Genomic DNA, 24056 nt, shown 5'->3' with positions numbered 1-24056 from the left:
TTGACAAAACTCATATGAATGAAATTCCAAAAGAACTAACTGATTTTTACAACTCTATTGAAAATCTTCATTCATTGAGTATTTGGAATATTCAAAGGGAGCTTAAGCCAATAAAAAAAATCGATGGTGATTGGGAAAAAAAACTAATCGTTGAGAGAAAGTCATTAAACTATAATTTAAATAAAGGAGAACTAATAACTAATGTTCAAGTTACTGACACTAATGGTCAAATAGTGAGTATTGGATTAGATAAAAGTGACTTTGAATATTTAAAAGACAGATTAGAAGTAACTGAAAATACTTGGCTCAAATCTAGATATTCACATTTATTATGGCAAGGAACAAGGCATAACAAATATGCTGAAATTGCAATTGATAATTATATTCAAATAATAAATAGAATTAAAGCGGATGAAATTCGTGAATTACCTATTGTTCTCTCTGCTATATTATATATATCAAAAAAATCAAAGAAGAAATTAGAAGTAGCTAAGGAGACAGCTATAACATTGGTAAATGATTTACCGAATTGGTTTAAATCAAATATTCTAAGTTCTATTTTGGACAATAATATTCTTTCAAATCTAGAGTTGAATGATATAGCTGATAAATTGCCGAAATGGATAGAAGATGATAAACCAGTTTCATATTTCTCAAACAAAAACAAATTAGAAATTGGTTTAAGACTTTATAATTTGATTGGACTTCCGATTAATAAGTTATATGAATTATTGGCAAAAAACGAAGATTTAATTTTACAGCAACATCAAGAAGACACTAATTTTGTCAAGTTTACCACAATTGGTACAAAGGCAAAATATTTAAGGCTTGCTGGCAAAATAGAGGAAGCTGAAGAAAATCTTAAAGAATACAATAGATTAAAGCAAACAGTAAAACTTGGAAAAGTAAGTTGGCAACTTGGTGAGAAAGAAACAGAAATGTTTAACGAATATCTAAATATGAAATCAAAAATCATTTTGGATATGACAACTGATGAAATACTTGCTTTTTTTTCAATGAACGAAGATATTTTGGTAGACCCTCTTGAAAATGAAGAAAATGCAAAAAAATCTATAAAAAACTCAATTAGTAGTTTATTTAGCGCTAGTGTTTTTGATATAAATAGCAATTTTAAAAACCTTAAAGATTCTGAGAAAATTGATAAAGAAATAATTCAAAGCTATGCAATTGCTCATGGAGTAAAATGTTTTAGTCTTTTCCTAAAAGTATTCGTTGATGGAATTTTAACAGGCAAATTAAACTATTATAAAATATTTGAATTTTTAGAAACCCAAACTTGGTATGGAATGAAATTCAAAAGAGGAATGACAGATAATGAAATTGATGAAAACTCATCTTGGTTGACAATGCTTGCCCCTGGGATTCATAATTTGTTTGCTCAATTTGAACTTTCAATTTTAATGAACACTAATAAAATCAACAATTTCATACTTGCAATGGATTCATTGACAATCAAATTTGAAGGAGCTTTAAGAGATTTTATTCGTTTATCTGGAGGTAATACTTGTACTTCGAAAAGAGGAGAAATAAAAGAACAACTTCTTGAAGAACTATTAGATAATTCAACAACTAAGAAACATTTTACGGAAAAGGACATCGAATTATTTAAATACACTTTTACTCAAAAAGGAAAGAATTTGAGAAATAATATTGCTCATTCATTTTTACAATATTCGGACTATAATTTACAGGCAGTCACACTAGTTTTTTTCTGTATTTTAAGACTTGGAAAATATACATTTCTGGAAAAAAACAACAATAAATAAACTATATCTAATTTTATTGAGGTTCACTTATGTTGCTATACTTCTCATTCTGGACTAGCCTTCTTTAATTTTATCCGTATCTTTCTAGTATCAGACTAGACTCATTAAATCAAAACAAAATGAAAAAATTAATCTGGATTGTTGCCGTAGTACTATTAGTGACTGCATGCGGTCAAAAAAAGGAAAAAGAAGAACCACAGCCAGAAAAGCTAAAAGCTCTAATTATAGATGGTCAAAACAACCATTATGTTTGGCCAAAAACCACCATGATGATGCAGGATTATTTGGAAGAAACTGCTCTTTTTGATGTGGATATTCATAGAATGGATTCCGTTTGGTTGGGTACCAAATACCAAGAACATAGACCAGAACCTTATACTTCTTTTATAGAAACCTATCCTTTAGATTCTACTAAATATGGTATTTCTCATAAACCCATAAAAACATCTCGTTTCTCTATTGATTTTAGCAAATATGACCTAGTTATATCCAATTTGGGCGCAGCCACACCACGTTGGCCCGAAGCAACTGAAAAGAGTTTTGAAAAATATATGAGCGAAGGTGGCGGCTTGGTTGTTGTGCATGCCGCTGATAATGCTTGGGGAGACTGGGATGAGTTTAATAAAATGATTGGCATTGGTGCATGGGGTGGTCGCGATAGTATTACGGGTCCATACGTATATTACAATGATGCTGGTGAACTGGAAAAAGACTATTCCCAAGGACCAAGTGGATCGCATGGTGCTGAATATCCTTTTGTTATTACAACACGCGCGCCAGAACACCCTATTATGAAAGGATTACCAACGGAATGGATGCATGCTCAAGATGAAATGTACGAGCGTATGAGAGGTCCTTTTGAAAACGCAACGGTTTTGGCAACTGCCTTCTCTGATGTTGAAGGCAATGCACCACCTTGGAACCCAGCGGTAAAAGGAATGGGGCAGCATGTACCCTCTTTAATGGCAATTAATTATGGAGAAGGGCGTGTGTTTCATACCACACTAGGACATTTTGACTATTCCCAAGAATGCTCAGGGTTTATTACCGTGCTACAAAGAGGTGCGGAATGGGTTGCCACCGGCAATGTTACACAAGCTATTCCAGAAGATTTTCCTACTGATAAAGAAGTAGTTTCCAGAAAATGGACCATGAAATAAAATAATATTCAAAATACATTTTTATAGTGCAGGCAACCTTTTCTTTGATTAATTCGTCTTATAAGAAAGAAGGGGTTAAAATGTTAGAGAATAAGAAAATAGATGTTAAAATTAAACTTGCTGTCTTATGGACATCAGTTATGTTTTGTTATGTGTATGGAGATTATTTTGAACTGTACGTTCCCAAAAAAGTAGAAGGGCTTGTAAGTGGTATAAATATATTAGACAGCCCTACTAAATTGTTTATGGCATCAGTAGTCTTGGCAATTCCTGCCATAATGATTGCTCTATCTGTTCTCTTAAAACCAACGCTTAATAAGTGGCTCAATATTATTTTTGGAGTGTTATATACCTTAATGATGTTATTAATTGCTTTTACATCTATTTCTGCTTGGTATTCCTTTTATGTATTTCTAGCAATTTTAGAAAGTATAATTACATTATTAATTGTATGGCATGCATGGAAATGGCCTAAAATATAACTACGTCTTAATTAGAGTATTTTATACCCTTCTCTAATCTGGTCCGCCGCAACTTTATAGGTTGGATCTTCCAATACGTTCACTTCAATAATGTCATTGGCATTTTTTAGAAGCTTAATGCAGTCTCGGCTTAAATGTTTTAAGTGAATCTTTTTACCAACTTTTTGGTAACGCTCAGTAAGTTTATTTAAAGCTTCAATAGCTGACATATCTGCTACACGGCTTTCCTTAAAATCTATAAAAACCTCATCGGGGTCATTCTGTACATCAAACTTTTCATTAAAAGCAGTAACAGAACCAAAAAATAAAGGCCCATAAATTTCATAATGTTTGGCCCCATTATCATCAAAATGCTTTCTTGCACGAATACGTTTTGCATTTTCCCAGGAATATGCTAATGCAGATATAATAACTCCCAATAAAACTGCAACCGCTAAATTATGAGTGATTGCTGTTATCAACGTTACTAAAATCATTACAATAACATCAGATGTTGGCATTTTTTTAAAGGTTCTAAAACTTGCCCACTCAAAAGTACCAATTGCCACCATAAACATAAGGCCTACTAATGCTGCCATAGGCAATTGTTCTATTAAGCCAGAACCAAACATGATAAATACCAATAACATTACAGCTGCGGTAATACCAGATAAGCGAGCTCTAGCGCCAGATGATGTGTTAATTAAACTTTGACCAATCATAGCACAACCACCCATTCCAGATAAAAACCCAGAGAGGATATTTGCGGTTCCTTGCGCAACACATTCACGATTACCACTACCACGGGTTTCGGTAATTTCATCAATGATATTAAGTGTCAATAAACTTTCTATTAATCCTACTCCGGCAACAATAGCAGCATAAGGCAATACTATTTTTAAAGAGGCCAACGTCAAAGGAATATTAGGAATTGATATAGGAGGAAAACCACCTTTTATACTTTCGCCTTCATTCATGGTATCAGCAACGGTCAGCGTATCTATACCAAAACCAATTACAATGGCTGAAACCACTAAAATAGCAACTAATGAAGATGGTACGGCTTTGGTCAATTTTGGTAATCCCCAAATAATGAGCATGGTCAACAGTGTTAATCCAAGCATAATTCCAAAATCCATTCCTGCCAAAAGATTCTCAGTCCCTTTCTGATAAAAGTTAGGGAACTGTGCCATAAAAATTATAATCGCCAATCCGTTTACAAATCCAAACATTACGGGATGCGGTACCAGTCTTATGAATTTTCCCAATTTTAAAAACCCTGCGGCTATTTGCAAAACTCCTGCGAGAATCACAGTTGCAAAAACGTAGTGCAAAATAGATTCTGGTTCTATTCCAGGGAAGTTCCTTTTTAATTCAAGAATCAATCCCACAAAAATTACAGCCACGGCTCCTGTAGCTCCAGATATCATTCCAGGTCTACCTCCTAAAATAGAGGTGACTAAAGCCAAAATAAAAGCAGCGTATAATCCTGTTAATGGTGAAAATCCTGGAATCAAAGCAAAAGCAATAGCCTCCGGAACTAGTGCCAATGCAACAGTTAAACCCGATAAAATTTCAGTTTTATAGTTTACTTTTTGTGAAAAGTCAAAAAGGTTGAGATACTTTTTCATTGGTTTCTTCCTTAGAAGCCGCAAAAATAGGGCTATTTGACCTTTTTGGACATTTTATCAGAAGAAAATAACAATTTTATAGAATTCCGCCAGTACTACCACCATCTACTTTAATTGCTGCACCATTGGTGGCTGATGCTAGTGGGCTCACCAAATAAGTAATGGTATTTGCTACTTCATCCACTGTAGCAAAACGTTGTATTAGGGATGAAGTACGGACATTAGTAAAAAAATCTTTTTCTACTTCAGCTTTTGTTTTTTCTTCTTTTTTGGCTGCATCTTTTAAAAATTGTTCAGCTCCTTCAGAAAGTGTAGAGCCTGGAAGAACCGTATTTACGGTAACATTGGTGCCTTTGGTCAATTGTGCCAAGCCTCTAGAAACAGCTAACATGGCGGTCTTCGTCATGCTATACCCTATTAAATCAACTGGCACCAAGGTGGCACATTCACTAGAAATAAATAAAATACGTCCCCAATTAGCATTCAACATTTTGGGCAAACAATGTCTGGATAGCCTAACACCACTCATAATATTGACTTCAAACTGATTATACCAATCCTCATCTGTGGAATCAAAAAATGATTCGGATTTATAAATACCTACATTGTTTATGAGAATATCAATTTTTGGTAGTTCTTTTAGTAAAGATTGTACCTCCATTGCATTCCCAAAATCAGCAGCTAAGCCTAAAATAGTTGCCTCTGGAAACTTCAACTTCAATTTTTCCACGGCGGCATCAACTCCTTTTTGGGTTCTTCCATTAACAATTACGCTAACACCTTCTTTCAATAATAATTTAGCTGTTGCAAAACCAATACCTGCTGTAGATCCTGAAATAAATGCTGTTTTTCCTTCTAATTTTAAATCCATCCGCTGTGCTTTTTCTTACCCCGCTATTCCCCATGTGCTAAAAATCCACCATAGAATAAGGACTAGAACAATTAAAATAATAGTCAATATAACATCACTTGTCCATTTAAAAGGAGTTTTTTTCTCCTTCTTTTGAAAAGTAACCAGTTTTAAGACTGCTTCCGATTGTTGCTCACCCATTTTACTAACTACCATTAGTACAGTTGCAGAAAATATAAACAAGAACAAAGCAAAATGTAAAAAGTTGATTCCTAAAAACATTCCAAGAAAAGAAGCATCTTGTACCATTATAGTGCCTTCATTCGCAAGAAACTCTGTGACCAATCTAAAGATTCCAATTGCGAATCCTGTCCATAAAGCCACAATGGCGCCTCTAGCATTTATCCATTTATAAAGCAATCCAAAAAGAAATACGGCTGCAATCGGTGGGGAAATATATGCCTGTACACTTTGTAGGTAATGAAAGATTCCTCCGCCCATCAAAGATCTCATAAAAGGAATCCACCCCAGGCTCACGATTACCAAAATAACCGTGGCTAATTGCCCAAAACGCACCAAGTCTTTTTGTGAGGCTTTGGGTCTGTATTTTTGATAAAAATCAATGGTCAACAGTGTAGAACTAGAGTTAAAAGCAGATGACAAGGAGCTCATTAAGGCTGCTAATAATCCGGCAATTGCCAATCCTTTTAATCCCATGGGAAGAAAACCATTAATCATGGCTGGTAATGCTTGGTCAGCATTTTCCATAGAGAAATTAATTTCTCCTTTTTGCAATAAAGCATAGGCAATAACCCCTGGAATAAAAAAGATGAAAACTGGTAATAATTTTAAATATCCTGCAAAAAGAGCTCCTTTTCTGGCATTACTTACATCCTTTGCCGATAAAGTTCTTTGAACAATATATTGGTCCGTACACCAATACCAAACTCCTAAAATAGGCGCGCCAAATAGCATTCCTGTCCAAGGATATTCAGTGTCTGTCATTGGTCTCCATAGGTTAAAAAAGCGTTCTACAGGAGGATTTTCTGGCAATTCAGATGCAAGCGATATGGTATTGATCATTTCGTCCCAACCACCCAAATGATGAAGTCCGAACAAAGTCACCGCAATAGTTCCAATCAACAAGATTACCGCTTGGACCATATCTGTGTATATAACTGCCTTAAGTCCGCCAAGTACAGTATATAATCCGGTGGCAATTACTGTAATTATAGCACCTGTCCAAAAAGGAACCCCAATGGTTTCAAAAACCAAGGCACCTGCGAAAATGATTAATGAAATTTTAGTGATAACATAGGCTAAAATAGAAATCACGGAAAGATAGGTTCTACATGCTTTTGAGTACCGTTTTTCTAAAAACTCTGGCATGGTATACACTCCTGTTCTTAGATAAAAAGGAACAAATACCCACCCCAGTAAGATCAAAACCAATGCTGCAATAATCTCAAAATTGGCCATGGGCATATTGGCGCGTGCTCCGGCTCCTGAAACGCCTAAGATTATTTCCGATCCAATATTTGAAGCAAACAAGGAAGCGCCTACCACAAGCCACCCTTGATTTTTTCCGGCCAAGAAATAATCTACTGCGCTCTGAGATTTAGATTTACTTCTGGAGGCCCATTGGGCAATCCATAAAATTATTATAAAATAAAAAACAATAATGGCGATATCCCAAATACCGAGGCTTGTTAGCATAGTTTAGTTGTCTGATTAGTAATCTACTATATTAAATATTTACCATGTTTTTAATCCCAATAATTTTTCTCCCAATTCCGTTAATACAGCTGTTTCGTATTTAGTTTGCTCCCAATTCCTAGGGTCTCCAGGGAAAGCATAACCCTCTGGAGCAATGCGATTTTTCCATGAGTTTACACGCCATTCCTTTAATTCTTTATTGTCTTCTTCAGCTGGCATCATAGAAATATATTGGGCCATACGTATTTTATCATCAGATTTGTTTGGTCTAATGCCATGTGGCTCTGTACTATTGAAAATCAATAAATCTCCAGCTTCCATTTTTACTTTTACAATCTTGTCTTCCAAACCAGAAACATTTGGTTTAAAATGGTCTCTATCCTCTGGTTGCGTTAATTTCCATGAATCATAATTTCTATATAACCATGGAATACATTGAAACCCCCCCATATTTTCATCAGTCTGATCAGCCAAAGCCAAAACACCTTGTACATTTTGTGGTTTAGTTTCTGGGTCATAGTCCCAATGAATAAAACCCTTATACTCATGTCCTGGTCGCATGGGGAAATTTAAGTTTGCTCTATCGATTGTAACCCAAAGCTTTTCAGTACCCCAAACATCTACAAAAGCATCATACACTTTTGGCATTTGTCTGTTGTTCCATAAATGCTGATTATTATACGCCTCTACCATGCCCGTGCCTGTTAATTCTTTCATTTTCATTTCAGCTCTTGGTGGAGCATACCACGTTTTTGGATTATTAGGGTCCTTTTCTTCAAATTCCCACAAAAAATCTGCTGTAGCTTTTACCTGATTCTTTGGAACTGCATTCTTTATAACTATATATCCATTTTCTATCCAAAAATCCCAATCCTCTTCACTTAAAACCCGCAAAGGTTTCCCATTAGAGCGGTCGTTCAATTTTATTTTACTGCTTGTAGCCGTGGAGGGGTTTCCAGGTATATCTTCATGCGCCTTATTGGCCATTTCTATTTTAGTCTTCATTTTTTCCATATGAATATTACTTCTAGGTTCATATTAAATTGATGTAGTAAAAGTATATTTCATTGTGTACATGTCTATTCTTGATTTTGACCATTATTTGAACAATATTGATTTTTTTGACCATATATTACTTCATAACGATAATTTAGTTAAATTTAATTGTGAAAATTCAACTTGAAAATATTAGTCCAGATGATAAAAGTTCATTCAGGTTATTACATAATCCCAAGCTGAATCACCTATTCTTTTGGCATTTCCATCCAGAATTTGAGCTAGTTTATATTGAAGGGGCCGATGGAACTCGGCATGTGGGAAACCATATTAGTCCGTTTAAAGAAAGTGATTTGGTTCTTATTGGTTCTAACATTCCTCATTTAAATTTTGACTACGGCATTCAAACCGAATATAAAAAAGAAGTCCTACAAATAGGATCAAACTTTAAGAACAAGTTTTTTAATGAAATTCCCGAGCTATCAAAAATATTTGCTCTTTTTGAAAAATCCCAGCATGGCATTGCTTTTAAAGGTGTGACGAAAGAAATTATAGGGGAGCGTATGAAGAGACTATATACCCTCTCCCCATTTCAACAATTTTTGGAAATCCTACACATTTTTGAAATTCTCTCCACTTCTGATGAGTATGTTTTGCTACATGATCATCCAGTTAAAAACAAATACAACAAAAAGGAGCAAGAGCGCTTAAGGAAAGTATATGCCTTTATAGATGATAATTATCAAAGAAAAATAGAACTTATTGAAGTAGCTTCTATATGTAACTTAGGAAAAGCTGCCTTCTGTAGATATTTTAAAAAAGCCACCAACAACACATTTATAGATTTTTTAAACCAATATAGAGTAGGACAGGCTAAACGATTACTATTATCAGGAAAAAATGTGGGGGAAACCTGCTACGAATGTGGGTTTGAAAGCCTTTCCTATTTTAACCGGACTTTTAAAAAAATTACAAGCGTAAATCCTTCAAAATTTAAATCAAAGGTTTCAAATTCTTATCAATAAAAAACCGCCCCGATAGTGAGATTTCGCGACGGTTTCTAACTAAATAACCAACCAATACCTTTATGGTCGTAAATAATCTACATTCCTAACGTAATCCATAAAAATACCCTTACTCATGGATTCTAATTTTCTTATCATATCGTTTTTAATGATAATCAATAGCTATTAGTGTCTTTCTTTTTTTAATTACTTTTGGGTGATACTAGTATTCAATGGAAGAAGAAGTGAGATATGCAGTTTTAGGCGGTGGAAGTTGGGCAACAGCCTTGGTTAAAATACTTGCCGAAAATCTTGATACCATTACATGGTATATGCGCAATGAAGATGCATTAAACCATATAAAAATTGAAAAACACAACCCCAACTATTTAAGTTCTGTAGAGTTCAATACAAATCAGTTGGATTTAACAAGTAATATAAATACCACTGTTTCCAATGCCGAAGTATTAATTTTTGCCATTCCATCTGCTTTTTTGGAAACTGAATTACAGAAATTATCAGTTTCAATAAAAGATAAAATCATTTTTTCTGCAATTAAGGGAATTGTCCCTGAAACTGGATTGATTGTTGGCGAACATTTTCATGAAAAATACAACATTCCGTTTAAAAACATTGGGGTTATTACCGGTCCGTGCCATGCAGAAGAGGTGGCATTAGAGCGACTATCTTACCTAACAATAGCTTGTGCCGATGAGGCCAAAGCAGAGCTTGTGGCAAGTAACCTAAATAGCGATTATATAAAGACCAAAATTTCTGATGATATTATTGGAACCGAATATGCCGCTATGCTAAAGAATATCTATGCTATTGCTGCTGGTATTGCACATGGGTTGGGATATGGTGATAATTTTCAAAGCGTTTTAATGAGCAATGCCATAAGAGAAATGAAACGCTTTATTGGTCGCGTTCACAAAATGAAACGCAACATTAACAATTCTGCTTATTTAGGTGACTTGCTAGTTACTGGATACTCTACTTTTAGCCGAAATAGAATGTTTGGCAATATGATTGGGAAAGGCTACACAGTAAAAAGCGCCATGATGGAAATGAGTATGGTAGCCGAAGGATACTATGCAACCAAAAGCGCTCATCTTTTAAACCAAAAGCATAAAAAGAAATCCAAAACACCTATTATAGATGCAGTGTACAAGATTTTGTATGAGAACAAATCACCAAAAAAAACATTTGAACAACTTACGGACCAAATAAATTAAGCGCGGGCAATAATGAAGTTAGAGTGCTCCTCAATTGCACTTTGCAACTCTTTTCTATATTCTAAAATCTCTGAATCTTTGGTATTGAATATGTTTTGAAATTCCTCCAGAATAGAATTCGTCATTTTTTTCATTTCTTCAATATCAAAATAGAGCCGCCCTGTTCTTCTAATAAAGAAATCCATTGGGGTTTGAATCATTTCGTAGATAGAACAAAAGTGAAGCTCGGCTTTTACCATTTTAATATGAACATCCTCTTCTTTAATTGAGTTAAAAATCTCAAGAATCACTTCCGTTTGCTTTCCATAGTTGGTAACCAAGAACCATGCATCATATTCCGTAAAACCTTCCTTTTCAATTCGCTGAAAAACCTCAGAGATGTATCTTTTTACATGCTTGTACTTTTTAAAATCACTACCACATAAGGGAATTTTATCTGTAGTACAAGGTTCTAGCTCCATCTTATGTTCTTCATTCATTCTTTTTGCAATTTGGTCCACAGTACGTTCTGCCATTTTTCTATATCCCGTAAGTTTTCCGCCAGCAATACTAATGAGTCCTGTTTTGGACACAAAAATTTCATCTTTTCTAGAAAGTTCAGAGGCCGATTTTCCCTCTTCATGAATTAAAGGTCGTAATCCTGCCCATGAGGAAATAATATCACTCATTTCTAGATTAATCTCCGGAAACATATTATTCACCGCAGAAATCAAATAAATAGCATCCGCAATATCAACCTTCACCTTGTTTTTATCCAGTGTGTAATTTGTATCCGTTGTGCCAATATAGGTCACCTTTCCTCTTGGAATCGCAAACATCATGCGACCGTCGGGAATATCAAAATAAACAGATTGTTTAACTGGTAGTTTTTCAAAAGGGAAAACCAAATGCACTCCCTTGGTTAAGTGCAGCCTTTTTCCTTGGTTGGATTTATTTATAGTCCGCAACTCATCTACCCATGGACCAGCTGCATTTATTACATATTTTGATTTAATCTCGAATTCCTTTCCAGAAAGTACATCCTTGGCTATAACACCCGCAATCATTTCATTTTCATAAACAAATTCCTCAACTTGAACGTAGTTTAAGGCAACTGTTCCATAATTAAGACTTGTTTTTATATTCTCAATGGTTAGCCGGGCATCATCCGTCCTATATTCTGCATAATATCCTGCCCCTTTTAGTATTTTTTTAGGTAAAAGTGGTTCCAATTTTAGAGCTTCCTTCTTTTCTAACATTCGCCTTTGATCATCACCTTCCACTTGTGCTAGAATATCATAGACTTTTAATCCTATTGAGGTCAACCATTTTCCATACGAACCATGTTCAATTAAAGGAAGCAACATTTTTTCTGGCAAGACCAAATGCGGTGCCAATTTATGTACAATGGCACGTTCTGAACCCACTTCTTTCACCAGCCAAAAATCAAACTGCTTTAAATAACGCAATCCGCCATGGATAAGTTTGGTAGATTTGCTGCTAGTGCCAGAGGCAAAATCCCCTTTTTCTACCAACGCAACTTTTAGACCTCTAGAAGCAGCATCCAATGCAATTCCACCTCCCGTAATTCCCCCACCAATTATGATAAGGTCATACGGGTCTTTAGAAAGTTTCTGTATGTTTTTCTCTCTGTCTAAATTGGAAAACCGTATGCATTCTTTCATTCCTTTTTTGTTTTAACAAACTCGTATTCCCTCTCTACAAGACATATTCTTGTTTTGTACCAAGTATACCAATCTTTTCTTCCCCTATCTTGTGCAAATTTGTGGTCTACATTGGTTTTCCATTTAGCAATATCATCAAGCGTTTCCCAATAGCTTATACTAATTCCAATTTCATCACGAGCACTTTCAAAATCTATAAAACCAGGTTGCTGCCTTGCTAAATCTTCCATCTGTTGAGCCATTTCAGAATAACCTTCATCCTGTTTGGTTCTAGTGTTTGTAAAAATTACTGCATAATATGGTTTTGTACTGCCCATGTTACTCTATATATTCTTTTTCAATAAAATAATTAACTAACGCCTCTTTCATAAGTACACTTTGCTCTCCGGCTTTTAAGGGTGGCAATTCTTGTTTTATTTTATAGTGTGGCCACTTATCATCATCAAAATAATCAAACTCATAATACCCATAAGGCTCCAACAACCTACAAATAGCAATATGCATCAGGTTTAGTTTTTCATCCTTTTTGTATTTTTTATGGTACTGCCCCAACTCCTGTACACCCACTAAATAGATGATGGAATCCAACTCTAGCATATCTCCATCAGAAAACTGACTAGATAGCTTCTCCACCAATTCTTTCCACCTTTCTTTAAGCTGTGTATCTCTGGACATTTTTTATGCTTTTTAATCCTATTCAAAGGTACAAATCAAAGTTCTATATTTGCCCAAAACAATAGAGTATGAGTTTCTTGGATATCGTTTTAGGTATATTCCTTATTTGGGGTCTTTATAAAGGTTTTAAAAATGGGCTCCTTGTTGAAGTTGCTGCCATTCTTGCTTTAATTGCTGGTATTTACGGTGCTATTCACTTCTCTTATATTGCTGGTGATTACCTTTCTAAAAATATGGAATGGAATGAACGCTATATTAACACAACTGCATTTATCATCACTTTTATAATTATTGTAATTGTAGTGCACTTTGCCGGGAGATTGCTTACCAAAGTTGCCAATATTGTTTTGTTAGGATTAATAAACAAAATTGCGGGTGCTATCTTTGGAGCATTAAAAGTTGCTGTTATCTTGGGTGCCATTCTTGTCTTTTTTGACCGATTGAACAATACCATAAATATTGTTTCTGAAGACACTAAAAAAGAATCTATTCTTTATGAGCCTGTAAAAGAAATTGGAGCTTTTATCTTTAGTAAAGTGTTGAAAGACAAGGGAGAAGATACGTCTGATTTGCATGTTTAAGCATGCTTTTTTTTGCATTTCCCTAAAAATACCGTTCATCGATAATTCTTGCATATAATAGCCATAACCGCACACATTATCGAAAAAAAAGACAACTACATCGGTTGCTTAATTTTTTTTTTAATATTTGCTCTAACGGATATGAACACCCGTATTTATAATTAGAGTATCCCCCCAACTCTAATGACTTTCCTACTTACAAATAGAACATTATATGAAAATGAGATTGCATTATGCTATCCTTGTTTTATTTGTAATTATTTTTTGCTCTTGTACAACGGAGCCTTTGGATGATACAAATACAATAAGTGTTGAGGCGGTAAATGTTACGGCAGTAGAATCGGAGTTATTAACGATTGTAAATGACCATAGAAATTCACTGGGTCAAAATTCATTGGACTTTAGTTCCGTGGCATACGAATATGCCAATTTACATACCGATTATATGATATCTATTGGGGATATTAATCACGATAATTTTAACTCCAGAGCTTCCAAAATTTCTTCTGAAGTAAGTGCGCAATACGTGGCAGAAAATGTGGCCAAAGATTACCCATCAGCTTTAAAGGCATTTGAAAATTGGTTAAAAAGTTCCGATCACCGCAAAACAATGGAAGGTGAATTTACCCATACCGCCGTGAGTGTAAAGAAAAATTCTGAGGGAAAGCTCTACTTTACACAATTGTTCTACCGCTAAAAGAATCCCATAAGCCATTTTCTTTTCTTAAATTTGATTGATTGGTGTTAAACCCAAGTAATTTCAAAAGAAAAGTCTATGCCTATACAAACTCCTTTTAATCTAAATAAGTGGATTGAAGAGAACAGGGATTCCCTAAAACCACCTGTTGGCAATAAAAACCTCTACAAAGATGCTGGTGACTATATTGTTATGATTGTTGCCGGGCCCAATGCTAGGAAAGATTATCATTACAATGAAACTGAAGAGCTTTTCTATCAACTAGAGGGAACTATAGAAGTACACATACAGGAAGACCGTACCAAAAAAACCATGCAATTAGGGCCAGGAGATATGTACCTTCATCCTGCTGGAGTGCCACATTCTCCCGTAAGGCATGAGGGTTCTATTGGTTTGGTAATAGAACGTAAGCGTACAGATTTAGAAGGTAAAGATGGGCTTCTTTGGTTCTGTGATACTTGTAATAATTTATTGCATGAAGTCTATTTTCCATTAGAAGATATTGAAAAGGATTTTTTAGGTCATTTCAAAGATTTTTACAGTTCCGAAGAATTACGAACATGTAACGACTGTGGCACAGTAATGCCAATGGATGATAGGTTTCTAGCTGAAGAATAAATTAAAAACATATGAACATATTAATTAATGTATTAATCGGAATTGTAGCTCTATTACACCTTTATTTTCTTTGGCTAGAAATGTTTGCATGGACCACAAAAGCTAAAAAGGTTTTTAAAAATTTTCCTTCAGATCTATTTGAACCTACCAAAACATTGGCCGCCAACCAAGGTTTGTACAATGGCTTTTTAGCAGCTGGTCTCATTTGGTCTTTTTTTATTGAAGACCCCATTTGGAAAAACAATGTTGCTATTTTTTTTCTAGGTTGTGTTGCAGTAGCTGGAATATATGGAGCTCTTACTGCTAGCAAAAAAATATTTTTTGTACAAGCACTCCCTGCTTTAATTGCCCTCTTATTAATACTTGTTCAATAAAAAATATTGAATATAATCCCCTGCACAAAACCACTATTAATTTGTAGTTTTGTAATAATCGTAACAATTACATATCTAAAAGTTATATAATGAACATTTCTATTCAGGATTTTGGAATACAAAAAGCCCTAAAACAATTAGGCGTTTTAGGCATAAATAATGGTACTTCAACAGGTTTAAATAACTTTGGTTCTGGGGAATTAATAGAATCGTTTTCTCCCGTTGATGGTTCCCTTATTGGCAAAGTAAAAACGACTTCCAAAGCCGACTATGAAAAAACAATGGAAACTGCGACTGAAGCTTTTAAGTCTTGGAGAACAAAACCAGCTCCCCTACGAGGTGAAGTTGTACGTCAATTTGGTGAAAAACTAAGAGAACATAAAGAATCCTTAGGAAAATTGGTGTCCTATGAAATGGGGAAATCCTATCAAGAGGGTTTAGGTGAAGTTCAAGAAATGATAGATATCTGTGATTTTGCCGTGGGCTTATCCAGACAATTACACGGACTTACGATGCACTCGGAAAGACCAGGTCATCGTATGTATGAACAATATCATTCCTTGGGCGTTGTAGGCATTATTTCGGCTTTTAATTTTCCTGTAGCTGTTTGGGCATGGAACACAGCTTTAGCATGGATTTGTGGTGATGTTTGTATTTGGAAGCCATCAGAAAAAACACCTCTTTGTGGAATTGCATGTCAAAATATTATTGCAGAAGTTTTAAAAGAAAATAACCTTCCCGAAGGTATTTCCTGTCTTATAAATGGCGACTATAAAATTGGCGAATTTATGACCAATGATAGCCGAATCCCTCTTATCTCTGCAACAGGTTCCATTAGAATGGGAAAAATTGTGGCTCAAGCAGTTGCAGCGCGTTTGGGAAAATCATTATTAGAATTGGGCGGTAACAACGCCATTATAGTTACACCAGATGCAGATATAAAAATGACCATTATTGGCGCTGTTTTTGGAGCCGTTGGTACTGCAGGGCAGCGGTGTACTTCCACCCGTAGATTAATTATTCATGAATCTTTATATGACAAGGTAAAAGATGCTTTGGTGAATGCCTACCAGCAATTATCTATTGGGAATCCTTTGGATGAAAAAAACCATATTGGTCCTTTAATAGATATACAAGCAGTAGAAATGTATGAAAAAGCATTAAAGAAAATAGTAGATGAAGGAGGAAATCTACTGATTGAGGGAGGTGTTCTAAAAGGAGAAGGTTATGAGAGTGGATGCTATGTAAGACCGGCAATTGCTGAAGCCAAAAACGAATATTCCATTGTGCAAGAAGAAACATTTGCCCCAATTTTGTATTTACTTAAATATAGTGGTGAAGTAGAAAATGCCATCGCCATACAAAACAATGTAGTGCAAGGACTATCTTCCGCTATTATGACCAATAATTTAAGGGAAGCTGAACGGTTTTTATCTGTTTCTGGTAGTGACTGTGGTATTGCCAATGTAAATATTGGAACCAGTGGCGCAGAAATTGGTGGTGCATTTGGTGGCGAAAAAGAAACTGGTGGCGGTCGTGAATCTGGCTCCGATGCATGGAAAGTATATATGCGCAGACAAACCAATACTATAAATTATACAACGGAATTGCCTTTAGCACAAGGCATAAAATTTAACCTATAAAAAAACCCGCAAATTAGATGGAAGAAGTAATAGCGGGTTTTAATAAACTAAACAAACTAACTCAAAATATTTGATAGTCCCATTTCAATGCCAAACCTTGCTGGGAGAAATCGGGTTTCTATTCTAAATCTTATACGAAGTACAGTATAATATTTCTTGGGAGGTATTATAAAGTTGTAAATGGTTCCAAATATTGTATATCTGGTCATTTTCAAAGTCTTTTCAATATTATTCTTGCCATCCACAGCGCCGTTGAACAATTGATAATCAAGATTTAATGATTTCAATTTAACGTTTTTAACTTTTTTTTAATACATTGTAACGTAAACACTAAATCCTTTATTAACAATGACAAAAACAACAACAAATCTGTTGGGAATCCTGATAACTATTATCGCAGGAACCTATTTCTATGTCTGTTTGTGCAGTGAATGCGGCACAGGTGCAGAAGAAGAGATGGCTCCTGTTGTAGAAGAGGTTATTCCCGAAGCAACGTCTTACCCTTTTGCCTTGAGTGATGGTGATTTCTCTTATAGTGCGAATGACAACTTTAATTTTAATGTGTCATCTTCCTCTATTTTGACTCCCGTATCTGAAAAGGTATTAGATGGTATTACCAGTTTAAAAACTTTCCTGACTGATAATCCTGGGAAAGAGGTGAATATTACCGGCTATTATACTGCTGATGAAACCAATAACTCAATCTTTCCAAATTTGGGACTGGCACGCGCCAATGATGTAAAAAATTATTTGGTTTCTAATGGCATTTCTTCTCGCCTCATCAACATTTATGGAGAGCTAAAAGAAGGAATGGCTCCAAAAGAGAATGTGTATTTAGGGCCTTTAGGATATGGAATAGATGGAGAGGTTGAAGATTCTGCTGAACAACTACAAGCACTTCATGATAAGATAGTAGATAATCCTCTTGTTCTTTATTTTGATACTGGTGAAGCTTCTATTGCATTGACTCCAGAACAAAGACAAAAGGTTGCAGATATTTCCAGGTACTTGGACAAAGTAGAAGGTGCTACCGCTTCCTTAGTGGGCCACACAGATAATACTGGTGATGCCGAAACCAATATGGGTCTTGGGCAGAGTAGGGCAGATTTTGCTAAAGCATATTTTATTAGAAATGGTATTTCTGATGCAAAATTAATGACCAGTTCCAAGGGGCAGACAGAACCTATTTCCACTAACGATACTGAAGAAGGCAAAGCACTTAACAGAAGAACGGTTGTCACTTTAAACTAAAACATTAACTATTAAATTATAAAACATGGATTTTGAAAATATAAACATTTGGTGCTGGTTAATTCCATTACTGTGCACATTATTGGGAGCTCTTTTTGGTTACTTATTAGGTAAAGGCAAAGAAACTGTTATAGACAATTCTGCAGAACTTAAAGTTCTGACCGATAAAAATGCCAAATTAAAGGCCGATCTTGATGCCTGTAACAAAAAACTAACAGTTAAAGCCCCCACTAAAAAGGCAGCCCCTGTAGCTTCCTTGGCAGCTATTCCTTTTGACGCCAAACTTGCAAAGAGCATTTTTGGAAAAACCATTAAACAGGATGACCTCAAAATTGTGGAAGGCATTGGACCTAAGATTGAAGGTCTTTTCCATAATTTTGGAATTAAGACATGGAAAGCTCTTTCTGAAACCAAGGTTGCAAAATGTAAAGAAGTACTGGAATCTGGTGGAGACCGTTATAAAATTCATGACCCAGCATCATGGCCTATGCAAGCTAAAATGTGCTATAAAGGAGAATGGAAAAAACTCCATAAATGGCAAGAAGAACACAAACACGGTAAGTTGTAAAATTAAAAAACCGGTTCCAAATGGAACCGGTTTTTTTTATATCACTCCATTAGCTTCTACCCATTTAAAATGATGGTCAACATTTGGGAGTTTCATTCTTTCAGAAATACGTTGTAATCTATCTGGGAGTTTCATTAAATAGTCTCTAGCTTTTTCAGCTTCATCATTTAAAGCTCTAATGCTACCTATTTCCCAATAGTCATTCAACTTACTAAGAATATCTATATAATCTTGTGCTGTATATACTCCTAATTTTTGCGCACATTCAGAAAAGTTTTCAAATGCAACTCCTGCTCTTTCCCCTGTTTCCCTTAAGAAATGAGCGGGCATTACAATCTTCTTTTTCATCATATCAGCAAAGGCTAACATCATTTGGCTTGGATCATGCTCAAAAATGGTTTTTATAAACTCTCTGTAGGCCAAGTGGTGTCTCATTTCGTCACCTGCAATAATGGTACACATTTTACCAAGTAGTTTATTTCCTTTCTGCTTAGCCATTTGCCCCACCCTTTTGTGGGAAATATTGGTTGCCAGTTCTTGGAAAGAGGTATAAACAAAATTCTTATAGGGATCTCTATCGGTGCCAATATCAAAACCATCGGCAATTAAATGTTGGGTAGTAATTTCAACCTCCCGCATGTTTACTCTCCCTGACAGATAAAGATACTTGTTGAGCACATCTCCATGACGGTTCTCTTCGGCCGTCCATTGGCGAACCCATTTAGACCATCCGTTCTGTTTCTCTCCATAACCACCATGCTGATCTATTCCTTCAACATCCATTAACCAAGATTCGTATGTTGGCAATGCTTCTTCGGTAATGGTATCTGCTACCATGGTTACCCAAAAATCGTATCCCAATTCTTTGGACTCTTCACGAATTTGTTCTACATGTTCTAAAAAATTATCGCTTTGTGGGTCTGGTAAAAAATCTGTGGGCTGCCATATTTTTTCAATAGGCGTTAAATAGGTTTCAATAAACCCATCAACTTTACCCTCTATGGCCTTCATTACTTCAATTCTAATATTCTTAGCAGACATATTTTAGTGTTTAAAAGCAAAGATAGTTATTAATTCCTACCACTTTCAGTGGGATAAAAAGTATATACCGGCTCACTTTGCCAAAATTCTTTAGAATCTACATCCATAATTGTCAAAGGGCCCATAAACGCTGCGCCAGTATCTACATTCCACACATTAGTGGCATTAACAGGAACTGTTTTTCCTATTCTTGTTACGGGTGTGTGCCCAATAAATATTTCTTTATAGCACAATAATCGCTTTGGGTAAAATTGATGGTCTTGTCCCATTTTTGGATGTACGGACAATGCCAGCTCCCATAAGGTCCTGTCCCAATAAAAGGTTTTGGAAAAATACTCTGCCTCTACTCCTTTAAGGTTTGTAAACCCAGCATGTAAAAACAATCTGTTTTCTGAATCCAAATAGTAGTTCTGTAAGTTTTCATAAAAAGAAAGGTGGTGTTCCAATACAGACTTGTCAATCTTTGCGTAAGAGTTCAATGTTGCGGTACCACCATGTGCCAACCACGTTGGATTGTCTTCCCGTTTAGTTAGCCAATCATAACTAAGATCATCATGATTTCCACGAATAAAAATACATGTATGGGTTTTTGCCAACTCCATTAGAAAATTTACTGTTTCAACGGCTTCGCTCCAACCGTCCACATAATCTCCCAAAAAAATAAGGGTATCCCTTGTAGAAACCTCCGCTTTTTTTAAAACTTGTTGTAATGCCTTTAATCCTGAATGAATATCCCCAATTACCAATGTTCTCATTGTGCAAAAATCGCAATTCCAGCAATAATTATCACAATAAACAATATTAAGAAAAAGATTTTCCAGAAAGAATATGGATGAGTACCACTAATAGTTCCTGTTTGTCCATTAATATAAAAGTGGTAGTCTTTCCCATTATATTCATAGGAGCTTATATATATAGGAAGAAGAATGTGCTTAAAGGTCTCTTTGGACAATTTGATATCTGCATTATGAATACGCTGCGTATCTCCTCCTATGTCCCTACGAATCCAACTGTAACCAATATGTTTTGCTTCCTGAAAAGATTGATGGTGGCCTTCCTTTAAGGAAACTGTATATTTTTCCGTTACAAAACCAGACAAATATTTGGTATTAAAAACCACCAATTCTTTTAAGTTCCAAAATGCAATTTTAGATGGAATCTCCCTTCGTTTTTTTTCTGATGCATTAATCAATATATCATCCAAAAAACCATCTACAGAACCCGAAGCATGGGACCATCTGGTTTTTCGCACGCGTTGGGTTCTATTTCCTTTTCTACTTCTGTAAGTTCTGGTTTCGTAATAATAATCCCCTCTTTGCCCTTGGTAGGAAGCAAAAAGCTGTGCATCAAACGTCCAATAAGGAAGATACAAACCATGTATTCCCTCTGGATCCAGAGCTGCTCTTTTTAATTTATCTGGTGCAAACCATATCTTGCCGACCCAGTTCTTAAAAATACTCCTTGCTTTGTTGACATCCATTTGAAAAGGAATTAAGGCGCCGGGCAAAATCCACCCCTCTTTTTCTACATCTTCTTTTATTAATGGTTCGCCACAATACACGCATGCCAAAGATTTATAATTTTCTTCCACATGTTGGTTTGCCCCACAGTTTTTACAATGTAGCAAGTCTATGGTTTCTGTATAGGCATTCTCCCCAACAACTTTTAAATAATGCTCCAGTTCTAGCTCCTCAAAACTACTTTTGGTCTGTTCAATAAATTCCTCATAACCACAGTACCCACATTTTAATTGATGCGAGCCTGGCTTAAATTTTAACTCTGCACCACAATTGGCACAAGGTCTTTTTTCTTCGGATTTTAGAGTTTCTTCCATGAACACTACGTGTCATTCCCACAAAAATGGGAACCCCTTATAAAACAAATTAGTTGATTTAAGCAGTTGGTAAAGGCGGTGGTGTACTTCCTCCTAAAAATGCTTTTAATTCTTCAACTTCTTTTAAGGAAGTCCAATTTTGCATTCCCTGTTTCCAAACCAAGGTATCTCTATTGATGGTTCTATTGGCAAAAAGCTCTTTAAGCTTATCAAAAGATACGGGACCCAATTGTTGGCCATCCATAGCATAGTGATACAATACCTGTATTGGCATTGGTGGCGGAACAGCTGCTCCTTGAGCGGGTTGTGCAAAGGGTTGCTGGGCTGCATTTGGATTCATCATATTGCCCATTTGCTGTGCCAACACAAAGCCCATTCCCATTCCCATACCTGCTCCTGCAGTACCTCCTTCATTTTTAGCAGCTTCTTCCATGGCTTTGGCAGCTTTAAACTGTGCCAATTTACCCATGTCTAGTTTATCCAAACGAGAATATTCAAAGATTTCCTTTTTAAGCTCTTCAGGCATGGAAACATTTTCAATGTAGAATTTCTCTAACTCAATCCCCACTCTGCCAAACTCTGGTTGCATTACTTCTTGGCAAGTCTCCGATAATTCTGTTGTATTTGCAGCGTACAGCTCAATAGGAAGGTTGGCTTCACCCACGGTATCCGTAAAGCGAGTAACTATTAAACTTTTTAAATGTTCATTTACCTCATAGTTGGTAAAGTTCCCATCCGTTCCTACAACATCTATGACAAATTTCCCTGCATCACTTATTCTAAAACTATACGTTCCAAAAGCTCTTATTTCTGTTAATCCAAAACGTTCATCACTCAACATTACAGGGTTTTTAGTTCCCCATTTTTCATCGGTAAACAAACGCGTGTTTACATAATACACCTCCGCTTTAAAAGGACTGTCAAAACCATACTTCCACCCTTTTAATGTGGTTAAAATAGGTAGGTTTTTGGTGTTTAAAGTGTAGGTTCCAGGAGTAAACACATCGGCCAATTGTCCTTCATTTACAAATACGGCGGTTTGCCCTTCCCTAACTACAAGTTTTGCATTGTTTTTTATTTCATTTTGATAGCGCTCAAAACGATGGACAATGGTATCGTTTGTATTGTCCAACCACTCAATTATGTCTATAAATTCATGACTGAGTTTCTTTTTTATTTCATCAAATAGGTTCATTTTAGTAGTGTTTATAATTTTTAAAAAGGTACTAAATTTACATGTAATAGCTAATAAATTGTAGTAAACTTTTGGTAAACCTGTGCATTTCTGATTACCTTGGAACAACTTTTAAGGACTATGACAAACAAGGTATTTTGCATTGGCGAACTTTTGATAGATTTTGTGGCCGAAAATCAAGGAAGTGATTTGTCAAAAGCAACCATTTTCACAAAAAAAGCTGGCGGCGCCCCAGCAAATGTTGCTTGTGCCATTGCAAAACTTGGTGGCAAAAGTTTTTTTGTGGGTTGTGTGGGCAAAGATCCTTTTGGTAAATTTTTGTTAGAGGTTTTAGAAAAAAACGATGTAGATATTTCCTTGGCACAACAATCCAAAACCTTTACCACCTTGGCCTATGTTTCTATTGGCGATGAAGGAGAACGGGATTTTGTCTTTAGCCGTGGGGCGGACAAAGAACTAAAATACGATTCATCCTTGAAAAAAGAATTTAAGGGCAGCTTGATTCATTTTGGGGCTGCCACTGCCTTTTTGGGAGGCAATTTAGAAGAAGCTTATGGACGTTATTATTTTGATGCTTTGACCCAAGAAGCCTTTATAAGTTTTGACCCTAATTTTAGGGCAGATTTATGGAAAGATGATGAAGCCACTTTTATTAAAAAAAGCTTGATTTTTGTTGAAAAAGCCCATCTATGTAAATTTAGCTTGGAAGAGGCATATTTATTATCCGAAAAGAATACCCTAGACGATGCTTGTGATGTTTTACATGAAGTTGGCACAAAAATTATTGCGGTTACACTAGGAAGTCAAGGCACTTATATTAGTGCACCCAATCTAAAATTAACGGTGCCAAGTATAAAGGTACAACCTCTTGACACCACAGGTGCTGGCGATGCTTTTATTGGCTGCTTGCTTTTACAAATAGCAGCTTTAAACAGCCCTTTTGACATTTTAGAAAACAACCAGTTATTGTTACAAATGGTCACAAAAGCCAATAAGGCAGGGGCTATTACCACAACTGGTTATGGGGCTATAGACTCTTTGCCTACAAAGGAGGATTTCTTACCTTAGTTCCACA

General features: G+C 35.7%; 25 protein-coding genes. 13 read left to right on the top strand and 12 right to left on the bottom strand.

All coding sequences use genetic code 11. The annotated features are described in order from the left end of the window. Positions 1 to 14 precede the first annotated feature (14 nt). The 3 genes from AC000W_RS01610 (at position 15) to AC000W_RS01600 (ending at position 3429) form a co-directional block, all read left to right on the top strand. Complete coding sequence (locus AC000W_RS01610; protein WP_474745452.1) at positions 15 to 1787, top strand: DUF4209 domain-containing protein; 1773 nt, start codon at positions 15 to 17, stop codon at positions 1785 to 1787. A gap of 119 nt (positions 1788 to 1906) precedes the next feature. Further along, positions 1907 to 2947: a ThuA domain-containing protein gene (locus tag AC000W_RS01605; protein WP_474745450.1), complete on the top strand. Its 1041-nt coding sequence runs from the start codon at positions 1907 to 1909 to the stop codon at positions 2945 to 2947. A gap of 26 nt (positions 2948 to 2973) precedes the next feature. Next, positions 2974 to 3429, top strand: a complete 456-nt coding sequence (locus AC000W_RS01600) for a DUF6326 family protein (protein WP_474745448.1) — start codon at positions 2974 to 2976, stop codon at positions 3427 to 3429. Positions 3430 to 3440: 11 nt separating this feature from the next. Here AC000W_RS01600 and AC000W_RS01595 read toward each other — a convergent pair whose 3' ends face one another. From AC000W_RS01595 to AC000W_RS01580, 4 genes are all read right to left on the bottom strand, one after another. Further along, positions 3441 to 5039, bottom strand: coding sequence for a SulP family inorganic anion transporter (locus AC000W_RS01595; protein ID WP_474745447.1), 1599 nt, complete (start codon positions 5037 to 5039; stop codon positions 3441 to 3443). A gap of 76 nt (positions 5040 to 5115) precedes the next feature. Continuing rightward, positions 5116 to 5910, bottom strand: coding sequence for an SDR family NAD(P)-dependent oxidoreductase (locus tag AC000W_RS01590; RefSeq protein ID WP_474745445.1), 795 nt, complete (start codon positions 5908 to 5910; stop codon positions 5116 to 5118). Positions 5911 to 5925: 15 nt separating this feature from the next. Next, complete coding sequence (locus AC000W_RS01585; RefSeq protein ID WP_474745444.1) at positions 5926 to 7605, bottom strand: sodium:solute symporter; 1680 nt, start codon at positions 7603 to 7605, stop codon at positions 5926 to 5928. A 39-nt stretch (positions 7606 to 7644) separates the two neighbouring features. After that, a complete protein-coding gene (locus tag AC000W_RS01580; protein ID WP_474745442.1) occupies positions 7645 to 8619 on the bottom strand; it encodes a phytanoyl-CoA dioxygenase family protein in 975 nt (324 codons plus the stop codon). A 152-nt stretch (positions 8620 to 8771) separates the two neighbouring features. Here AC000W_RS01580 and AC000W_RS01575 point away from each other — a divergent pair, with 152 nt between their 5' ends. Then, complete coding sequence (locus tag AC000W_RS01575) at positions 8772 to 9626, top strand: AraC family transcriptional regulator (RefSeq protein WP_474745441.1); 855 nt, start codon at positions 8772 to 8774, stop codon at positions 9624 to 9626. Between the two features lie 212 nt (positions 9627 to 9838). Further along, positions 9839 to 10840: an NAD(P)H-dependent glycerol-3-phosphate dehydrogenase gene (locus AC000W_RS01570; RefSeq protein WP_474745439.1), complete on the top strand. Its 1002-nt coding sequence runs from the start codon at positions 9839 to 9841 to the stop codon at positions 10838 to 10840. Here AC000W_RS01570 and AC000W_RS01565 read toward each other — a convergent pair. Genes AC000W_RS01565 through AC000W_RS01555 form a run of 3 tightly spaced genes read right to left on the bottom strand, consistent with a single transcriptional unit; the run spans position 10837 to position 13179 of the window. Beyond that, positions 10837 to 12504 (bottom strand): glycerol-3-phosphate dehydrogenase/oxidase, encoded by a 1668-nt coding sequence (locus tag AC000W_RS01565; protein ID WP_474745437.1) that lies wholly within the window; start codon positions 12502 to 12504, stop codon positions 10837 to 10839. The genes AC000W_RS01570 and AC000W_RS01565 overlap by 4 nt on opposite strands. Beyond that, entirely contained in the window at positions 12501 to 12821 is a 321-nt protein-coding gene (locus AC000W_RS01560) for an antibiotic biosynthesis monooxygenase family protein (RefSeq protein ID WP_474745436.1), read from the bottom strand. The genes AC000W_RS01565 and AC000W_RS01560 overlap by 4 nt, the downstream gene beginning before the upstream one ends. A gap of 1 nt (position 12822) precedes the next feature. Beyond that, positions 12823 to 13179: a hypothetical protein gene (locus AC000W_RS01555; RefSeq protein ID WP_474745434.1), complete on the bottom strand. Its 357-nt coding sequence runs from the start codon at positions 13177 to 13179 to the stop codon at positions 12823 to 12825. Between the two features lie 68 nt (positions 13180 to 13247). On the opposite strand from AC000W_RS01555, the gene AC000W_RS01550 reads away from it, so the two are divergent. The 5 genes from AC000W_RS01550 (at position 13248) to amaB (ending at position 17092) form a co-directional block, all read left to right on the top strand. After that, positions 13248 to 13760, top strand: coding sequence for a CvpA family protein (locus AC000W_RS01550; RefSeq protein ID WP_474745433.1), 513 nt, complete (start codon positions 13248 to 13250; stop codon positions 13758 to 13760). Between the two features lie 214 nt (positions 13761 to 13974). After that, positions 13975 to 14457, top strand: a complete 483-nt coding sequence (locus AC000W_RS01545; protein ID WP_474745431.1) for a CAP domain-containing protein — start codon at positions 13975 to 13977, stop codon at positions 14455 to 14457. Positions 14458 to 14535: 78 nt separating this feature from the next. Beyond that, entirely contained in the window at positions 14536 to 15075 is a 540-nt protein-coding gene (locus AC000W_RS01540; protein WP_474745429.1) for a 3-hydroxyanthranilate 3,4-dioxygenase, read from the top strand. A gap of 11 nt (positions 15076 to 15086) precedes the next feature. Beyond that, positions 15087 to 15449 carry a DUF1304 domain-containing protein gene (locus AC000W_RS01535; RefSeq protein ID WP_474745427.1) on the top strand — a complete coding sequence of 121 codons (363 nt, stop codon included), beginning with the start codon at positions 15087 to 15089 and terminating at the stop codon, positions 15447 to 15449. Positions 15450 to 15538: 89 nt separating this feature from the next. Further along, the gene (amaB, locus tag AC000W_RS01530; RefSeq protein ID WP_474745425.1) at positions 15539 to 17092 is read left to right on the top strand and encodes an L-piperidine-6-carboxylate dehydrogenase; all 1554 of its coding nucleotides are present in this window, start codon (positions 15539 to 15541) and stop codon (positions 17090 to 17092) included. Positions 17093 to 17148: 56 nt separating this feature from the next. Here the strand turns inward: amaB and AC000W_RS01525 are convergent, their stop codons facing one another. Further along, positions 17149 to 17379 carry a hypothetical protein gene (locus AC000W_RS01525; RefSeq protein WP_474745423.1) on the bottom strand — a complete coding sequence of 77 codons (231 nt, stop codon included), beginning with the start codon at positions 17377 to 17379 and terminating at the stop codon, positions 17149 to 17151. Positions 17380 to 17440: 61 nt separating this feature from the next. Here AC000W_RS01525 and AC000W_RS01520 point away from each other — a divergent pair, with 61 nt between their 5' ends. Then, a complete protein-coding gene (locus AC000W_RS01520; protein WP_474745421.1) occupies positions 17441 to 18343 on the top strand; it encodes an OmpA family protein in 903 nt (300 codons plus the stop codon). A 25-nt stretch (positions 18344 to 18368) separates the two neighbouring features. Next, positions 18369 to 18911, top strand: a complete 543-nt coding sequence (locus AC000W_RS01515) for a hypothetical protein (protein WP_474745419.1) — start codon at positions 18369 to 18371, stop codon at positions 18909 to 18911. Between the two features lie 36 nt (positions 18912 to 18947). On the opposite strand, the gene AC000W_RS01510 is transcribed toward AC000W_RS01515, so the two are convergent. From AC000W_RS01510 to AC000W_RS01495, 4 genes are read right to left on the bottom strand one after another with little or no spacing between them, the layout of a single operon-like run. Beyond that, complete coding sequence (locus AC000W_RS01510; protein WP_474745417.1) at positions 18948 to 19952, bottom strand: acyl-ACP desaturase; 1005 nt, start codon at positions 19950 to 19952, stop codon at positions 18948 to 18950. 29 nt (positions 19953 to 19981) lie between these two features. Beyond that, positions 19982 to 20707 (bottom strand): metallophosphoesterase, encoded by a 726-nt coding sequence (locus AC000W_RS01505; RefSeq protein WP_474745416.1) that lies wholly within the window; start codon positions 20705 to 20707, stop codon positions 19982 to 19984. Continuing rightward, the gene (locus AC000W_RS01500; RefSeq protein WP_474745415.1) at positions 20704 to 21786 is read right to left on the bottom strand and encodes a TFIIB-type zinc ribbon-containing protein; all 1083 of its coding nucleotides are present in this window, start codon (positions 21784 to 21786) and stop codon (positions 20704 to 20706) included. The genes AC000W_RS01505 and AC000W_RS01500 overlap by 4 nt, the downstream gene beginning before the upstream one ends. Before the next feature lie 58 nt (positions 21787 to 21844). Next, positions 21845 to 22981 carry an SPFH domain-containing protein gene (locus AC000W_RS01495; RefSeq protein ID WP_474745414.1) on the bottom strand — a complete coding sequence of 379 codons (1137 nt, stop codon included), beginning with the start codon at positions 22979 to 22981 and terminating at the stop codon, positions 21845 to 21847. 120 nt (positions 22982 to 23101) lie between these two features. Here AC000W_RS01495 and AC000W_RS01490 point away from each other — a divergent pair, with 120 nt between their 5' ends. Beyond that, entirely contained in the window at positions 23102 to 24049 is a 948-nt protein-coding gene (locus AC000W_RS01490; protein ID WP_474745413.1) for a carbohydrate kinase family protein, read from the top strand. Positions 24050 to 24056 lie beyond the last annotated feature (7 nt).

The sequence above is a fragment of the Saonia sp. genome (assembly GCF_056326165.1).
The sequence above is the reverse complement of the archived record's forward strand: the minus strand, read 5'-3'. Positions and strand labels throughout refer to the sequence as shown.